Annotated in this window: 19 protein-coding genes; all 19 read left to right on the top strand. The window is 68.6% G+C overall.

Annotated features, from left to right (window positions below):
• The first annotated feature begins 222 nt into the window (after positions 1–222).
• A complete protein-coding gene (locus tag VIU94_RS43145) occupies positions 223–603 on the top strand; it encodes a hypothetical protein (RefSeq protein WP_331920933.1) in 381 nt (126 codons plus the stop codon).
• A 67-nt stretch (positions 604–670) separates the two neighbouring features.
• The gene (locus VIU94_RS43140; protein WP_331920931.1) at positions 671–2,080 is read left to right on the top strand and encodes a terminase large subunit domain-containing protein; all 1,410 of its coding nucleotides are present in this window, start codon (positions 671–673) and stop codon (positions 2,078–2,080) included.
• A 15-nt stretch (positions 2,081–2,095) separates the two neighbouring features.
• A complete protein-coding gene (locus tag VIU94_RS43135) occupies positions 2,096–3,349 on the top strand; it encodes a phage portal protein (RefSeq protein WP_331920929.1) in 1,254 nt (417 codons plus the stop codon).
• Positions 3,342–4,388, top strand: coding sequence for an HK97 family phage prohead protease (locus VIU94_RS43130; protein ID WP_331920927.1), 1,047 nt, complete (start codon positions 3,342–3,344; stop codon positions 4,386–4,388). Before VIU94_RS43135 ends, VIU94_RS43130 begins: the two co-directional genes overlap by 8 nt.
• A 141-nt stretch (positions 4,389–4,529) precedes the next feature.
• The gene (locus tag VIU94_RS43125) at positions 4,530–5,921 is read left to right on the top strand and encodes a phage major capsid protein (RefSeq protein WP_331920925.1); all 1,392 of its coding nucleotides are present in this window, start codon (positions 4,530–4,532) and stop codon (positions 5,919–5,921) included.
• A gap of 37 nt (positions 5,922–5,958) precedes the next feature.
• On the top strand, positions 5,959–6,651 hold the full coding sequence (locus tag VIU94_RS43120; protein ID WP_331920923.1) for a hypothetical protein: 693 nt from the start codon (positions 5,959–5,961) through the stop codon (positions 6,649–6,651).
• Entirely contained in the window at positions 6,642–7,331 is a 690-nt protein-coding gene (locus tag VIU94_RS43115; RefSeq protein ID WP_331920921.1) for a glycosyltransferase family protein, read from the top strand. Before VIU94_RS43120 ends, VIU94_RS43115 begins: the two co-directional genes overlap by 10 nt.
• Positions 7,328–7,591 (top strand): hypothetical protein, encoded by a 264-nt coding sequence (locus VIU94_RS43110; RefSeq protein WP_331920919.1) that lies wholly within the window; start codon positions 7,328–7,330, stop codon positions 7,589–7,591. The genes VIU94_RS43115 and VIU94_RS43110 overlap by 4 nt, the downstream gene beginning before the upstream one ends.
• A 105-nt stretch (positions 7,592–7,696) precedes the next feature.
• Positions 7,697–8,092 carry a phage tail fiber protein gene (locus VIU94_RS43105; protein ID WP_331920917.1) on the top strand — a complete coding sequence of 132 codons (396 nt, stop codon included), beginning with the start codon at positions 7,697–7,699 and terminating at the stop codon, positions 8,090–8,092.
• A 1-nt stretch (position 8,093) separates the two neighbouring features.
• The gene (locus VIU94_RS43100) at positions 8,094–8,552 is read left to right on the top strand and encodes a hypothetical protein (protein ID WP_331920915.1); all 459 of its coding nucleotides are present in this window, start codon (positions 8,094–8,096) and stop codon (positions 8,550–8,552) included.
• Between the two features lie 162 nt (positions 8,553–8,714).
• Positions 8,715–10,154: a hypothetical protein gene (locus tag VIU94_RS43095; RefSeq protein ID WP_331920913.1), complete on the top strand. Its 1,440-nt coding sequence runs from the start codon at positions 8,715–8,717 to the stop codon at positions 10,152–10,154.
• Entirely contained in the window at positions 10,151–10,960 is an 810-nt protein-coding gene (locus tag VIU94_RS43090) for a head-tail connector protein (protein ID WP_331920911.1), read from the top strand. The genes VIU94_RS43095 and VIU94_RS43090 overlap by 4 nt, the downstream gene beginning before the upstream one ends.
• On the top strand, positions 10,960–11,421 hold the full coding sequence (locus VIU94_RS43085; protein ID WP_331920909.1) for a hypothetical protein: 462 nt from the start codon (positions 10,960–10,962) through the stop codon (positions 11,419–11,421). Before VIU94_RS43090 ends, VIU94_RS43085 begins: the two co-directional genes overlap by 1 nt.
• A gap of 57 nt (positions 11,422–11,478) precedes the next feature.
• Positions 11,479–11,820 (top strand): hypothetical protein, encoded by a 342-nt coding sequence (locus tag VIU94_RS43080; RefSeq protein ID WP_331920907.1) that lies wholly within the window; start codon positions 11,479–11,481, stop codon positions 11,818–11,820.
• Positions 11,817–12,098: a hypothetical protein gene (locus VIU94_RS43075; protein WP_331920905.1), complete on the top strand. Its 282-nt coding sequence runs from the start codon at positions 11,817–11,819 to the stop codon at positions 12,096–12,098. Before VIU94_RS43080 ends, VIU94_RS43075 begins: the two co-directional genes overlap by 4 nt.
• Positions 12,099–12,101: 3 nt before the next feature.
• Positions 12,102–12,584 (top strand): phage tail tube protein, encoded by a 483-nt coding sequence (locus tag VIU94_RS43070; RefSeq protein ID WP_331920903.1) that lies wholly within the window; start codon positions 12,102–12,104, stop codon positions 12,582–12,584.
• Positions 12,581–13,051, top strand: a complete 471-nt coding sequence (locus VIU94_RS43065; protein WP_331920901.1) for a hypothetical protein — start codon at positions 12,581–12,583, stop codon at positions 13,049–13,051. Before VIU94_RS43070 ends, VIU94_RS43065 begins: the two co-directional genes overlap by 4 nt.
• Positions 13,052–13,058: 7 nt before the next feature.
• Positions 13,059–13,532, top strand: a complete 474-nt coding sequence (locus VIU94_RS43060; protein WP_331920899.1) for a phage tail assembly chaperone — start codon at positions 13,059–13,061, stop codon at positions 13,530–13,532.
• Positions 13,533–13,651: 119 nt separating this feature from the next.
• Positions 13,652–14,547 (top strand): phage tail tape measure protein (locus VIU94_RS43055; RefSeq protein WP_331920897.1); only part of this gene is annotated, 896 nt, incomplete at its 3' end.

Below are 14,547 nucleotides of genomic sequence, written 5' to 3'. Positions count from 1 at the left end.
CCCTCAAAATAATCTCCCCCCGGAGAAAAGCTCCGAGGGGTTTCGATCTTGGTTCCGGATTTCCGAACCGCGGAGCCGATCGGCTCTATGCGGTGGATTCGGAGGCTTCAGGCTCTCGCTCGGGGCTTTCGCTCGCCGGGGGCTCTGTTCTGCCTCTGAACCCATATTCCTGCTGGCGCGGGGTGTCGTCAAGCCGAACGCGCAGAGTTCTTGGGGGAATTCATGGACGCACCAGCCGGCTTGGGGGAGCGGGGCCGGCGGCTGTGGATCGAGTCGATGGCCCAGTGGCAGCTGATTCCGACTCATCTGGTGCTGCTGGAGGAGGCGTGCCGGATTTCGGATCGGCTCGATCTACTCGATGCTCTGATTCGCGGGATCTCGGCGCGAACGGATGACGGCGAGGGCGGATCCGCCGATATCTCGGGGTTCTTGGCGGAGTCCCGGCAGCAGGCGACGGCCTTGAGGGGGCTTGTCGCCGAGATCCGGCAGGGGCAGAAGGGGGCTGCGGCTTCTTCGTCGAGGCCCGGCGAGGTGGTGGGGGGTTCTGGTGTCACGGATCTCTCGAAGGCGATTGCTGCAAGGCGCGCGAAGGCCAAGGGTTGAGCTGGCGCCGCCTTACGAGTACTCGCTCGGCCCGGAGGCGTGTGAGCTGGCGAAGCGGGCCGGGTTGGTGGCGGATCCGTGGCAGGCGGATGCGGTCAATCTGATGCTGGCGTGCCGGAGCGACGGGCAGTGGGCGTGTTACGAGTACGGCGAGATTGTGGCCCGGCAGAACGGCAAGGGCAGCATTTTGGAGATCCGCGCTCTGGCCGGGTTTCTGCTGCTGGGCGAGCAGCTGATTATGTGGAGCGCCCACGAGTACAAGACGTCGATGGAGGCGTTCCGCCGGTGCCGGACGCTTCTTCGCCGCCTCGGTAAGCAGGTCAGCTCGACCAACGAAAATCTGTGGGATATCGACGGCGTCCTCGTCAAGTTCGTCAACACGAACGGCGAGGAGGGCTTCGAGAGGCTCGACACTGAGGCGCGTATCAAGTTCGTGGCCCGCAGCAAAGGCAGCGGCCGGGGCTTCTCCGGCGACCTGGTCATCATTGACGAGTCGTTTGCGTTCACGGCGGAGCAGCAGGACGCTTTGATGCCGGCGATGGCGGCTCGCCCGAACGCGCAGATCATCTATACGTCGTCGCCGCCGTTGAACGGCGAGTCCGGCGAGGTCATGTTCAATCTGAAGCGCCGTGCGGATGCGGGCGGCGACGACAGTTTGGGCTGGCGGGACTGGGGTGTTGAGGGCGATCTCGACCACCTGGACAACGTCGACCTGGACGACCGCACGTTGTGGGCGGCGTCGAATCCGGCGTTGGGGATGCGGCTGACGGAGGAGACGATCCTCCGGGAGCGCCGCTCGATGGGCAACGCCGGGTTTGCGCGGGAGCGGCTGTGTATCTGGCCGAAGATCTCGCAGGGCAACGCCGTCATCGATCCAGCCGGCTGGGTGCGGCTGGCGGATGCGTCGTCGGAGCGGGATCGCGAGTCGGGTGTGGCGCTCGGTGTCGACATCTCTCCGCTGCGGGATTACGCGGCGGTGTGCGTGTACGGGCTGCGCGCCGACGGTTTGGGGCATACGCAGCTGGCGGACTACCGGCCGGGTACGAAGTGGCTGCTGCCGCGGCTGACGGAACTCAGGGACGCGCTCGATCCGGTCGCGGTGGCGATGGGCCGGGGCACGTTCGCGTTCCTGGAGACGGCCCTTGACAAGGCGGGCTTTAGGCGGCCGGAGGATGCGGAGGCGCCGGAGCCGGGCGATCTGGCGGTGACGAACGCGGTCGATATGGCTGCGGCGGCCGGCCAGTTGCTGGAGGCGCTGCGCGAGGAAGCGTTCCGGGTGGTGCCGAACCGGCATCTGGATGTGGCGGTCGCTTCGGCGAAGACGCGTCAGACGGGCGAGACGATCGCCTGGACGACGAAGGGCGTGGAGGGCGACATCTCCCCGCTGGTGGCGATGACGCTGGCTCGCTGGAGCTATGTGACCCGATCCCATCTGCTCGAGGGATCCCAGTACGACGTCCTGGCGAGCATTTTCTGACGGAGGGGGTGCGGCATGCGTAATCCCTTCCGGCGGTGGGGCTGGACTCGGCACGAGGCTGAGCGGCGGGATTTGAGTGCGTCGTCGGTGTCGTGGCCGGTGCAGGATCTGGCGTCGCCGACCGCGGTGACGGAGGAGGGCGCGCTTCGCCTGGCGCCGGTGTTTGCGGCGGGCCGGCTGCTGGCATCCTCGGTGGCGTCGCTGCCGATCCAGCAGTACCGGAAGATGGGCGACGACCGGGCGAAGCTGCCGCTGTCGTCGCTGTTTGTCCAGCCCTCGGCGCTGGGCACGATCGACGACTGGGTGTGGCGGGCGATGACGTCACTCGTGTATCGCGGGAACGCGGTCGGCGTGGCGACGCAGCGGGATTATCTGGAGTACCCGACCCAGATCGAGTGGCTGAACCCGGCGAACGTGTCCGTGCAGGACTGGAACGCGATGGGGGAGCGCGGCTCGGTCACGGACCCGGTCTGGTCGTATCTGGGCGAGGAGTTGCCGTCCGAGGATGTCGTGCACATTCCGTGGTTCACGCTGCCGGGCCGGGTGTGGGGGCTGTCGCCGATCGCCGCGTATGCGGTGACGGTGTCGACGGGCCTGTCGGCGCAGCAGTTCTCCGACGACTGGTTCCGTAGCGGCGGCGTGCCTCCGGGCCGGTTCAAGAACAGCATGCAGACCGTGGACCAGAAGGACGCCAACATCATCAAGCGGCGTCTGGTGCAGGCGATCCGCTCGCACGAGCCGATCGTGTACGGCAAGGACTGGGATTACGAGCCGATCAGCGTCAACCCGACGGAGGCCAAATTCGTCGAGACGATGCGGCTGACGGCCACGCAGATCGCGGCGATCTACGGGATCCCGCCGGAGAAGATCGGCGGCGAGACGGGCGGCTCCTACACGTACAGCTCGCCGGAGCAGCGGCAGATCGAGTTCATTCAGGACGCCCTGCTGCCGTGGCTGACGAAGCTAGAGAACCACCTGAGCGCCTTGTTGCCGCGCGGCCAGTACATCAAGTTCAATGCCGACGCGCTGATCCGCGTGGATATCGAGACCCGCTACTCGGTGTACGCCAAGGCCCGCCTGATCGGCAAGAACAGCATCGACGAGATCCGGGCGCTCGAGGACGAGCCGCCGCTGCCGAACGGCGAAGGCCAGGACTACACGCCGCTGCCGATCCAGGCCGGGCAGACCGTGTCGCTGCCGACGGTCCGCAGCCACGAACCGGGGCCGCTGCGCCTCATCCGACCCGAGAAGGACGGCACCCATGGTTGACCGGCACAAGCTGCTGGACTCTCCGGAGCGGCGGTCAATCGCCGCGGAGGGCTTCGAGCTGCGAGGCAAGGGCGACGGCCTGACACTGACCGGCTACGCGTCCGTGTTCAGCAACGGCTACGAGGTGCTCGGCGGGCCGCCCTACGGCTGGGTCGAGCGCGTCGACCCGAAGGCGTTCGACGTGACCCTGGGCGCGAAGCCCGACCTGCACCTGCTCATCAACCACGAGGGCATGCCGCTCGCAAGGACGAAGAGCGGCACCCTGCGCCTGTCGACGGACTCCAAGGGCCTCCTCGTCGAGGCGGACCTGGACCGGCGGGATCCGGACGTGCAGCGTCTGGAGACGAAGATGGAACGCGGCGACATGGATGAAATGTCTTTCGCGTTCCGCGTGAAGGCCGACGCCTGGTCGGATGACGACACCGAGCGCACCCTGACCGAGGTCTCCCTGCACAAGGGCGACGTGTCGGTGGTGAACTTCGGCGCCAACCCGGCGACCAGCGCCCAGCTCAACAGCATGAGCGAGGCCCTGGAACTGCTGGCCAACGTCAACCCCGAGCAGGCCATGGCCGAGCTCCGCTCCGGCGACACCCGGGCCGTGGAGCGTCTCGCCGCGGCCCGCGAGAGCCTCGCCGTACTGCACCGCGGCCTGACCCTGCCGGCCAAGCGCACCAGCATGTCGCTGGCGGAGGCGCTGGCCGTGCAGGGCGACGAGACGCGCGGCGTCTCGCTCGCCGCCGGCATCCCGGCCCACTCCACGCCCGTCACCGACATGCCTCTCGACCGGCGGGCCGCACTGAACGCCGCCCCTGACGAGCAGGTGGTGCTGCGCTCCATGCACGCCTGGGTCGACCCGGAAGGCAGCCCGGACGACAAGGGCGCCTACTGGGGCGCCCACCACGAGGGCCGCATTGGAGCGCCCGCCCACCTGGCGGCGGTCCGCTACCACCTGTCGATGCTGGAGCACTCCCACATTCCCGAGGGCCAGCGGGCCGCCGTTGAGCGGCATCTGCGCCGGCACCTCGACGAAGCCGAATAGTCCGGCTTCCCCACCTACTTAGCGCGGTCTGGCACTGATCGCGTCGCTGTCGCACGCCTGGCACTGGTCTGGCGATGGCTTCTCACCGGCCCGGCACGGGTCGTCGTCATGCCCATTTGCCGATGAAAGGCAGGCTCGCTCATGGATGAGCGACTGAAGCGGCTCATTGCTCGACGCGAGCAGGCCGCGAAGGACCGCGAGACGCTGCTCGCGAAGCGGAAGGCCATCACCGACCTCGCCGAGGAGGAGGCCCGCGACGACCTTCTGCCCGAGGAGGACGCCGAGTTCCGCGAACTGACCGCGCAGGTCAAGGCCAAGGACGAGGAGCTCCGCTCCTACGACGAGCGGATCGGCGAGCTCTCCGAGGAGGGCGAGCGGAGCCGCCAGGTGACCGCCGGCGCCCTCGCTGTGAAGCGGGCGGCGTCGCGCGCCGAGTCCGTCAGTGAGGCCCGCACCTACGAGCGGGGCAACGGCCGCTCCTACCTGCAGGACCTGGCGCGCGTCCAGCTCAACATGGACGACGACGGCCAGTCCCGTGAGCGGCTGCAGCGCCACGCGCAGGACGTGGCCACCGAGCGCGAGTACCGCGACCTGAACCGCACCGACGGCACCGGCGGATATGCGGTGCCGCCGCTGTGGCTGATGAACCAGTTCGTGGAGCTGGCACGGGCGGGCCGCGCCTACGCGAACCTGTGCAACATGCAGCCGCTGCCGGGCGGTACGGACAGCATCAACATCCCGAAGGTGTCGACGGGTACTGCTGTGGCGGTGCAGACCGCGGACAACGCGGCTGTGCAGGAGACCGACCTGGCGGACACGTTCATCAACGCCCCGGTGAAGACGATCGCCGGCCAGCAGGACGTGGCGATCCAGCTCCTCGACCAGTCGCCGGTTTCCTTCGATCAGGTCATCTTCCGTGACCTGACCGCGGACTATGCGACGAAGGCCGACCTTCAGGTGATCTCTGGGTCCGGCAGCTCGGGTCAGGTCACCGGTGTTCGTGCCACCTCGAACATCGAGACGATCACCTACACGGACGCGACGCCGACGGTGGCGAAGCTCTACAGCAAGATCGCGGATGCGGTGCAGCGCGTGCACACGCTGCGGTTCATGCCGCCGACCGTGATCGTCATGCACCCGAGGCGCTGGGCCTACTTCCTCGCCGCGGTGGACGGCAACGGCCGGCCGCTCGTCACGCCGGACGCCGGGAACCCGCAGAACAACGTCGCCACTCTCGGCGCGGTCGCAGCGGAGCAGGTCGTCGGCCAGATGCACGGCCTGCCGGTCGTCACCGACCCGTCGATGCCGACGACCCTCGGGGCGGCCACCAACCAGGACGTCGTGCACATCCTCCGCGCGTCGGATCTGCTGCTGTACGAGTCCGGCATTCGCACCCGGGTCCTTCCGGATGTGGGTTCCGGCACGCTCACGGTGCGTCTGCAGATCTACGGGTACCTCGCGTTCACGGCGGCCCGGTACCCCAAGTCGATCGTCGAGGTGGGCGGGACCGGCTTGATCGGTCCTACGTTCTAGCTCAACCGTTCGAGCGGGCGGAGGTGTCGTCGTGAGAGTGATCGTGGCGGCGGCAGGCCCGCAGACGAAGTGGGGCGGACATCTCGGTGTCCGCTCCCACTTCGCGCCGGTGCGCGAGGAGCTCGGCTCGGATGCGGCCATGCCCCTGTTGGGGCGGACGCTGTGGCAGGCCGCCCGATGGTCGGACGAGGTGTGTCTGGTCGGGCCGCCGGATGATCCGGAGCCTTACCGGGAGCTCGCGGCCATGCGTGAAGTCCACTTCTATGTGGCGTCGGCTGGGCGCCGGAACGAGTTCGAGTCGACGAGGCCCGTTTGGGCGCCCGGCGGAACGAACGTCCTGCTGCTGGGGGACGTGTGGTTCACAGACGTGGCCCTGGCGACGGTGCTTGCGCACGCCGGGGAGGGTTTCCGGTTCTTCGGCCGGGAGCAGGCCTCGCCGGTCACCGGGTCCCCGTGGGGTGAGATCTTCGCCCAGTCGTGGACGGATACCGCAGAAATGGGCCGCCTCACCGAAGCGGTGAGGCGCGAGCAGGACGCCGGGCATGCCGATCCAACGAAGCACGGTTGGACGATGCTGCGCCTCCTGCAGGACACACCCCTGCGAGAGCACGTGGTGCTCCGCCCCTGGTGGGTGGAGATCAACGACGCCACGGATGACATTGATTTCCCCGAGGACTATTCGAGGCATCCGGCGACCCGGGGGCTGATGGAGGCTGCAGCGTGCGAGTGATCGGCCTGTTGTCCTGGTACGAGGAGCCCGCCTCGTGGCTCGCCGAATGTGTGGCCGGCGTGGCGAAGCTGTGCGATCACCTGGTGGCCGTCGATGGCCCCTACGCCCTCTTCCCGGACGCGATGCGAAAGCCCGCATCCGGCAGCGAGCAGGGCGACACGATCGCCCGCACGGCGGCCGGAGCCGGGATCGGCTGCACCATCCATACATCGCGGCAGCCCTGGTGGGGCAACGAGGTCGCCAAGCGCGACTTCATGTTCCGGCTGGCGTCGACGCTGGCGGAACCCGGGGACTGGTTCCTACGGATCGACGCCGACGAAGTCCTCACCCAGGTGCCGCCGGACGCACGGACGCTGCTCGCGGCAACCACACTGGACGTGGCTGAGGTGACGCTCTGGGAGCGCGGTGACGGCCAGGACTCGCAGCATCCGTTCCGCTGCCTGTTCCGGGCCCTGCCTGGCATCGGCATCCAGCAGGCGCATTACGTCGTGACCGTGCCCGGCGAGCACGGGCCGCGGGTGCTGTGCGGCAACGACACTGTGCACCGCGCCGAGCCGGCCGAAGCCCTGTGGGACGTGCGGCTGGAGCACCGCACCGCGCACCGGTCAGCGATGCGGCGGGCACAGAAGGACAGGTATTACGCGGAGCTGCCGGAAATCGAGCAGGTGAGGGAGCTATGAGGGATGTGGATGCGGCCTACAGGGCTGCGCTGGTCGACGAGTACGCCGCCTATCGGCGAGCTGGCCGCACCACTGACGCCAGCCAGGTCGCGGCAGTTCTGCGCGACCAGTACGGCGTCGAGGTGGAACCCGCCAAGGAGAAGGCTGCCGAGACTGCCGCGCCGGAGCGCGCGGACCAGAAGCCGCCGGAGGCTGCGGTCGATCCGAAGCCGCGGCGCACGCCGCGCGCAAAGCCTGGCCAAGGCAAGGACGGCGACTGATGGATCAGCACGTCTTCGCCCTGACGGTGGAGGCGTCCGGTGAGGTGACGCCCGCCGCGGAGCAGCCGGAGGCCGAGGAGTCTCCCGAGCAGGAGGAGATGACCGATGGCTGAAGGACTGTCCACGACACTGGTCAGCGGCTGGCTGAACACGCTGCGCAGCGGTGGCGCGTCGTACACGAACACGGCGACGTGGATCCAGTTGCACACCGCGAACCCGGGCGCGGCGGGGACGACCGCGACCAGTGCCGGGTCAACGACACGCCTGCAGGCGACGTTCTCTGCATCGTCGAGCGGCAGCGCGCTGGCCCTGTCCGGTTCGGTGGGCCCGTGGACGAACGGCGGCACGTCGGAGACGCTGACGGACATCTCCGTGTGGACCGCCAGCAGCGGCGGCACGTTCCTGTTCTCGGTGGCCCTGTCGGCGTCGAAGGCGTGGAGCAGCGGCGACACCTTCACGCTGAACACCCTGGGCGTCAGCCTCACCCCGCAGGCCAGCTGAGATGGCCCGCTACAGCGTTGCCGCGGCGGCAACGAAGGCATCGGCCAACGCCACCGACAAGGCCATGTGGAACCTCAAAGCCGGCTCGGCGAAGTCGCTGGCCGTGTACGAGGTCGGCGTGTTCCTCGAATCCGGAACCGCTGCCGCGATCGGCTTTGCCCTGTTCCGCATGAACGCCGTCGGCACCGGCGCCATCACCTCCGACACGCCGTCGGCCGAGGACCCGACCTTGGGCGCGACGGCTGCCGTGCTGGAGAAAACCTGGGCGACCGCTGACCCGACGACGACCGGACTCGCGTTCCGTCGCGGCACCACCCCGGCCACGCTCGGCACCGGCTTCATCTGGACGTTCCCCGACCCGGGACTCGTGATCGCGGCGGCGGGAGGTCTCGTGATCTGCCAGACAGCTGCGGCGACCTCGGCGAACCTTCGCTGCTACGTGGCCTACGACGAGCGCTGACCCATGGCTGGGGGCCGTTTTCACACGAGCGGTGCGCTCGCGGTCGGTGGCACTTCGCGGGCCGGTATGCGATCGCAGATTGTCCTCGCCCAGCCGTCACAGAAGGGGCCGGGGTGGGCGTCTGCCCTGGACCCGCGCCGACTGCCGCAGGCTCCCGGCGCCATGGTGGCCGCGGTCGGGCTTGCGATCGGTTCGCTCGTCGACAACTTCGACGACAACACCGTCGATACGGGGCTCTGGGTCAACAACTTCGGCACCTACAGCGAGACCGGAGGCCGGGCCCGCGTCTCGTGCGACACCGGATACAACGCCTACAGCTCCGCCCTCACCTACACGCTCGCCGAATCCTCCGTCTACCTGCGCGCCTACCCGCCTGCCGCCGGGGGTGCCACCACCGAGGCCTGGGCGCAGATCCTCATCAAGTCCGATGTCGGCGGCACCGACCTCGGCTTCGAACTGCGCGCCCTCACCGGCGAACTGGTGATGTTCTCCCGCACCGGCTACTTCGACGCCGGAGCGGTCGCCATCACCTACTCGGCCACCGACCACCTCTGGCTGCGTGTGCGTGAAACCGGCGGCACGGTCTACTGGGACACCAGTCCGGACGCGACGACGTGGACGAACCGGCGGAGCCTCGCCAGCCCGGCATGGGTCAGCGCCGCCGACCTCGAATTCCAGCTGATCGCCCACCGCAGCGACGGCACCAACGACTTCGCCGAGTTCGACAGCCTGAATGTGCCGCCAGTCGTCCAACTCGGCGACGCGAGCCTGGCAGTCACCGCGGGTCTCGCCGCGGCCGGGGAGCGGGCTGCCTCGGGAGATGCGGCGCTCGCTGCGACAGCTGGCCTGTCGGCGACCGGCCAGGCGGCCGTGGTGGGCTCGGCATCCGAGGCGGCTACCGCTGGTCTCACGGCGTCCGGTACGCGCAACGCTGTGGCGGACGCGTCTGCCGTCGTGACAGCGTCCCTGAGCGCCGCGGGGACCGTGGCTGCCGCCGGATCCGCGTCTGCGGTGGCGACGGCTGGTTTGACGGCCGAGGGTACGGCGGAGCTCTTCAATACGGCATCGCTGTCGCCGACTGCGGGACTGACGGCGGATGGTGTGCGGGCGGCGTCCGGTGACGCGTCCGATTCTGTGGTTGCGGGCTTGTCTGCGGCGGGGTCGGTGGCCTGCGCGGGTGATGCCTCGCTCGCGATCACGGCTGGTTTGTCGGCGTCGCTGATCCCGCAGGTGTTCGGCGATGCCACCCTCGCGGTGGCGGCGCTCCTGCCGGCAGCCGGCACGGTGCAAGCTGCGGCAGACGGCAACTTTTCGGCAGTTTCAGGGCTGTCTGCAGCGGGCCAGGCGGAGCATGCGGGCGGCGGTTCGCTGACGGGCGGGGCGACGCTGACCGCATCGGGGATTGCGGCCCTGATGGCCGCCGCAGGGCTTGCCGCATCCGCGGTTTTGCAGGCGTCAGGCACGGTGACGCCTGCGGTGGTTCCGGGCAGTTCAGGCCCTGGCGCGGCGGCGATACCGAACGCAAGACAGGGCATGGCGAGCGCGCCCGCAGCCGCGGGCGGCAGGGTGATGGTTGCGACGGCGTCGGGAGGCTCCCAGTGATCGATCTCGGCGCCGTGCAGCAGATCGCCGTCGATGTCCGTGACGCGGCAGGCGCTTTGGCGAATCCGTCGTCGGCAACGCTGACGATCAGCCTGCCGGACGGGACCACGGTCACGCCGACCGTCACGCTTCCGCCCGCATCGACGGGCCAGCTGCGGGTCGACTACGCGACGTTGCAGGTGGGCCGTCACGCGTGGCGGATGGTCACGACGGTTCCGACGACCGCGTACAGCGACGTGTTCGATGTGCGGCCCGCTTTCCCGGGCGGGATTGTGTCGCTGGCTGACGCGCGTGCTCAGTTGAACTTCGGGGCTACGGAAACCTCGGACGATGACGAGCTGCGCGGCTACATCGGCGCGGCGACAGGGGCGGTCGAGAAGGCGCTCGGCCGCATTGTGGTGCGGCGCTCCTTCACGGACCGCTTCATCGTCAGCGGGGCAGCGGCAGAGCTGCTGCTGCGAAACGTCCCTGTGCTGGCCTTGACGTCGGTCGTCTCGGCGGACGGGGCGACAACGTGGGATCCAGACAGCCTGGACGTCGATGAGGAGACCGGTTTGGTGACCGTGATGGCCGGGCCCGCGTTCACTGGCGCCCTGGACGTCACCTACCAGGCCGGCGAGGCGGTCATTCAGGAGAACTACCGGCTCGCCGGGCTGATCATCATTCAGCATCTGTGGGAGACGCAGCGCGGCACCATGGGTGTCCAACTCGGCGGTGACGGCGAAACCTACGTGGCGGGGCGCGGTTTCGCGATCCCCCGCCGTGCCATCGAACTCCTCGACTCGCAGCTTCCGGGGGTGGCCTGATGGCGTGGACGTCGAAGCTGCCAGGCGCAGTTGACGGCCTGGTACGCATCTTCAAGGCGTGGCCGGGGCTGACCGACGCGACCGTCCTGGACGGCCCGACGACCTCACAGGCGACCCTTACCGATGTGGTGGCTGTCGGCTTCACGGGCGGCGACGAGGGTACAGACGGCGAATCCACGCTTCTCACTGAGGGTCTGGGCGGCGGCGTGGACCGGGAGCAGTTCAGCATCCGCTGCACTGCCGTCTGTCTGCGCGGGACCGACGATCTGCCCGGAGCCCGGAGCCGCGCCTATCAACTGCTCAGCGAGGCAGGGGCTGCTATCGCAGCAGACAGGACGCTGGGCGGAACCGTGATGCGCGCGATGATCGGCTCCCACAGCCTGTCTCAGGGTTTCACCCAAAGCGGCGCACAGGCCACGGTCACCTTTGAGGTGGCGTGCGACGCCTACAGCGGGGTCTAAGCCTCAAGCCACTTGATGTAGCCGTCTGTTGGGTTCAACTAGAACAGGAGTACGCGGATGACCGCGCTCGTCACACAGGTCGTGCCCAACGTGGGCGTCGACATTTCCACCTCGCTGGTGGCCGCAACGAACGGCGACACCGCCGCGTGCGGCACCGGCACGTTCCTGCTCGTCAAGAACGCCAGCGGCGCAGGCATCACCGTCACGATCACCACGCCGGGGATGGTCGACGGCCGACTCGCCGTCGCGGACAGCACGTCGCCGAGCGTCGGCCTGACCACCGGACTCGGCATCATCCCGCTGCCCTCCAGCCTGTACGCGGACCCGACTACGGGCCTGGCGACGATCAACTACTCGGCCACCTCTTCGGTGACCGTCGCGGTGGTGAGGGTCCCGTGAGCACCGTCACCCTGCGGCACCCGTCGCTGCCCGCCGATCAGGAGATCGAAGTCGACGCCGGCGCGCTGCCGCACTACGCAGGCGCCGGCTGGCAGGAGGTCCCGGCCGAGGAGCTCGAGAAGCGGGCCGCCCTGAAGGTGAAGGCGCAAGCCGAGGCGGCGGCAGCCGAAGAGCAGGCCGCAGACGAGCCGGAGCAGTCAGAGCCGGCGGAATCCACCGACAGGCCGGCGCGGTCGCGCACCAAGACGGCCGCCAAGAAGAACGAAGAGGAGAGCTGACCCATGGTGGCCACGCCGATCACTGCAACTTCCCGGTACATCCCGCCGGGTACGACCCACTACTACTGGGTCGCGACCATCGCGAACAAGAGCGCCCCGACCCGCGCGGAGCTGAACGCGGGCAGCGACCTGACGGCGGAGGTCGCCTCCGTCTCCGGGTTCGCCACGACGTCGGACCAGCAGGACACCCCGGACCTGGGCTCCCGCTTCGTGTCGAAGATCCCCGGCCGTATCACCGCGGACGACTCCAGCATCACGCTGTACCTGTCATCCACGTCCAGCGACGTGCGCACGCTGCTGCCGCGGGACACGGCCGGGTTCATCTGCATCTTCCCCGAGGGTGACACGGCGGGCCTGAAGTACGACGTGTTCCCCGTGAAGGTCACCGGACAGCCGAAGGCGCGTGACGTGGAGAACCCGGCGCAGATCACCATCCAGTTCTCGATCACCTCGATCCCTGTCGAGAACATCACCGTGCCGTCGTGATCGAGCTGCGGACGGGCGAGGATCTTCGCAGGATCAGCACGGCGCTGCGGCGCATGGACGACAAGGAACTCAAGAAGCGGTTCCGCAAGGAGCTGCGGGCGGCGGCCACGCCGCTGGTTCCGGTCGTCCGTGCGTCGATCCGCAACATCCCCTCCAGCCGCGGATTCAGCCCGGACGGACTGCGCGGACAGATGGTGCGGGCCACCCGCGTCGAGGTCCGCACCGTCGGCCGCGACGCGGGGGCCGCGATCCGCGTCGACGGCCGCAAAATGCCCGACAAGAGGCGCAGCCTGCCCTCCATGGTCGAGGGCAAGAAGCGCTGGCGGCACCCGGTGTACGGCAACCGCGCCGTATGGGTCACCCAGACCTCACGCCCCTACTTCTACAGGGTGGTCCGGCCTGCCGGTGCCGCCTCCCGCCGAGCCGTCAACCGTGTCCTCGACGGCATTACCCGAGACATCAGCTAGGAGCACCATGGCCCTGTCCCGCGACGCCATCCTCGGCGTCAACGACCTGCAGGTCGAGAAGGTATTCGTCCCCGAGTGGGGGGACGAGGTCATCATCCGCGGCCTCACGGGCGAGGAGCTCGACGCCTACCAGGGGTCACGGCGCCAGATCCGAAACGCGGGCACCGCTCAGGCCGAGGTCGTGTTCATTCAGGACAATGCCCGCGCTGGCCTGCTCGTGAAGTGCATCGTTGACGAGAACGGCGATCGCATCTTCACCGATCAGGACACGGGCCTGCTCGGCATGAAGAACGGCCGCGTCCTCGACCGCCTGTACGACGTCGCCACCCGCCTGTCCGGCATGAGCGACGAAGAGGCGGAAGAGCTGGAGGGAAACTCCGAGCCGCCGACGGCCAGCGGCGGTTCTACTTCATCCTCGCCCGAGATGTCTTCCACTGCTCTGTCGCCCAGCTACTCCGACGCGTCAGCGCCCGAGAGCTGACCGAGTGGGAGATCCTCTACCGCATCGAAGCCGAGGAACGCGCAGCCGCTGAGGCGGAAGACGAAAAGCGAAGCAACCGCAACTGGCCCTGACACGCCTAGCACGAGGGGAGGCGCGCCATGGCATCCACCGCGGTCGTCTACCGGCTCATCGCCCGCGACAACGCCTCCCGTGTCTTCAACAACGTCGGCCGGTCCGCCCAGCGCCTGCAGACGACGTCGGAGAAGGTCGGTGCTGCCCTCAAGGCGGGTCTGACGGTCGGCGCGATCGCCACCGCGGGCTTGGGGGCGTCCGTCATCAAGATGGCGGGCGACTTCGAGAAGAACATGAACCGGGTCGAAGCCCTCTCGGGTGCGACCGGCAAGCAGTTGACGAAGCTGCGGGACCAGGCCAAAGACCTAGGCCGTACCACCCAGTACTCGGCCGCGCAGTCCGCGGACGCAATGGCGCAGCTGGCGACCGCAGGCCTGGGGGTCAACCAAATCTACGGGGCGATGCCGTCGGTGCTGTCGCTGGCGTCCAGCGAGCAGCTCGACCTGACCCGGGCGGCGGAAATCACCACGTCGGTGCTCACCGGCTACGGCATGAAGATCAACGAGATCCCGCACGCCGTCGACGCCATGGTGAAGGCGTCCGTGAAGGCCAACACCTCTGTCGACGACCTGGGCGAGGCGTTCAAGTACTCCGGGCCAATCGCCCATCAGGCGGGCGTCAAGTTCGAGGAAGCCGCCGCAGCGACTGCCCTTATGGGTAACGCGGGCATCAAGGCGTCGATGGCGGGCACCGCGCTCCGGGGTGCCGTGACCCGGCTGCTCGCGCCCACCGACAAGATTTCCGGCACGCTCGAAGACCTCGGCGTCAACGTGGCGACCGCGGACGGCAAGCTGCGTCCCCTGCACCAGATCGTCGGCGAGCTGGCCAAGTCGGGCGCGACCACCGGCCAGATCATGACGATCTTCGGTCAGCGGGCCGGCCCCGGTATGGCCGCGCTGATCCAGCAGGGCTCCGACAAGCT

Origin of the sequence: Streptomyces sp., from assembly GCF_036566765.1 — a bacterium.
In the GTDB taxonomy this organism is placed as follows: Bacteria; Actinomycetota; Actinomycetes; order Streptomycetales; family Streptomycetaceae; genus Streptomyces.
The sequence above is the reverse complement of the archived record's forward strand: the minus strand, read 5'-3'. Positions and strand labels throughout refer to the sequence as shown.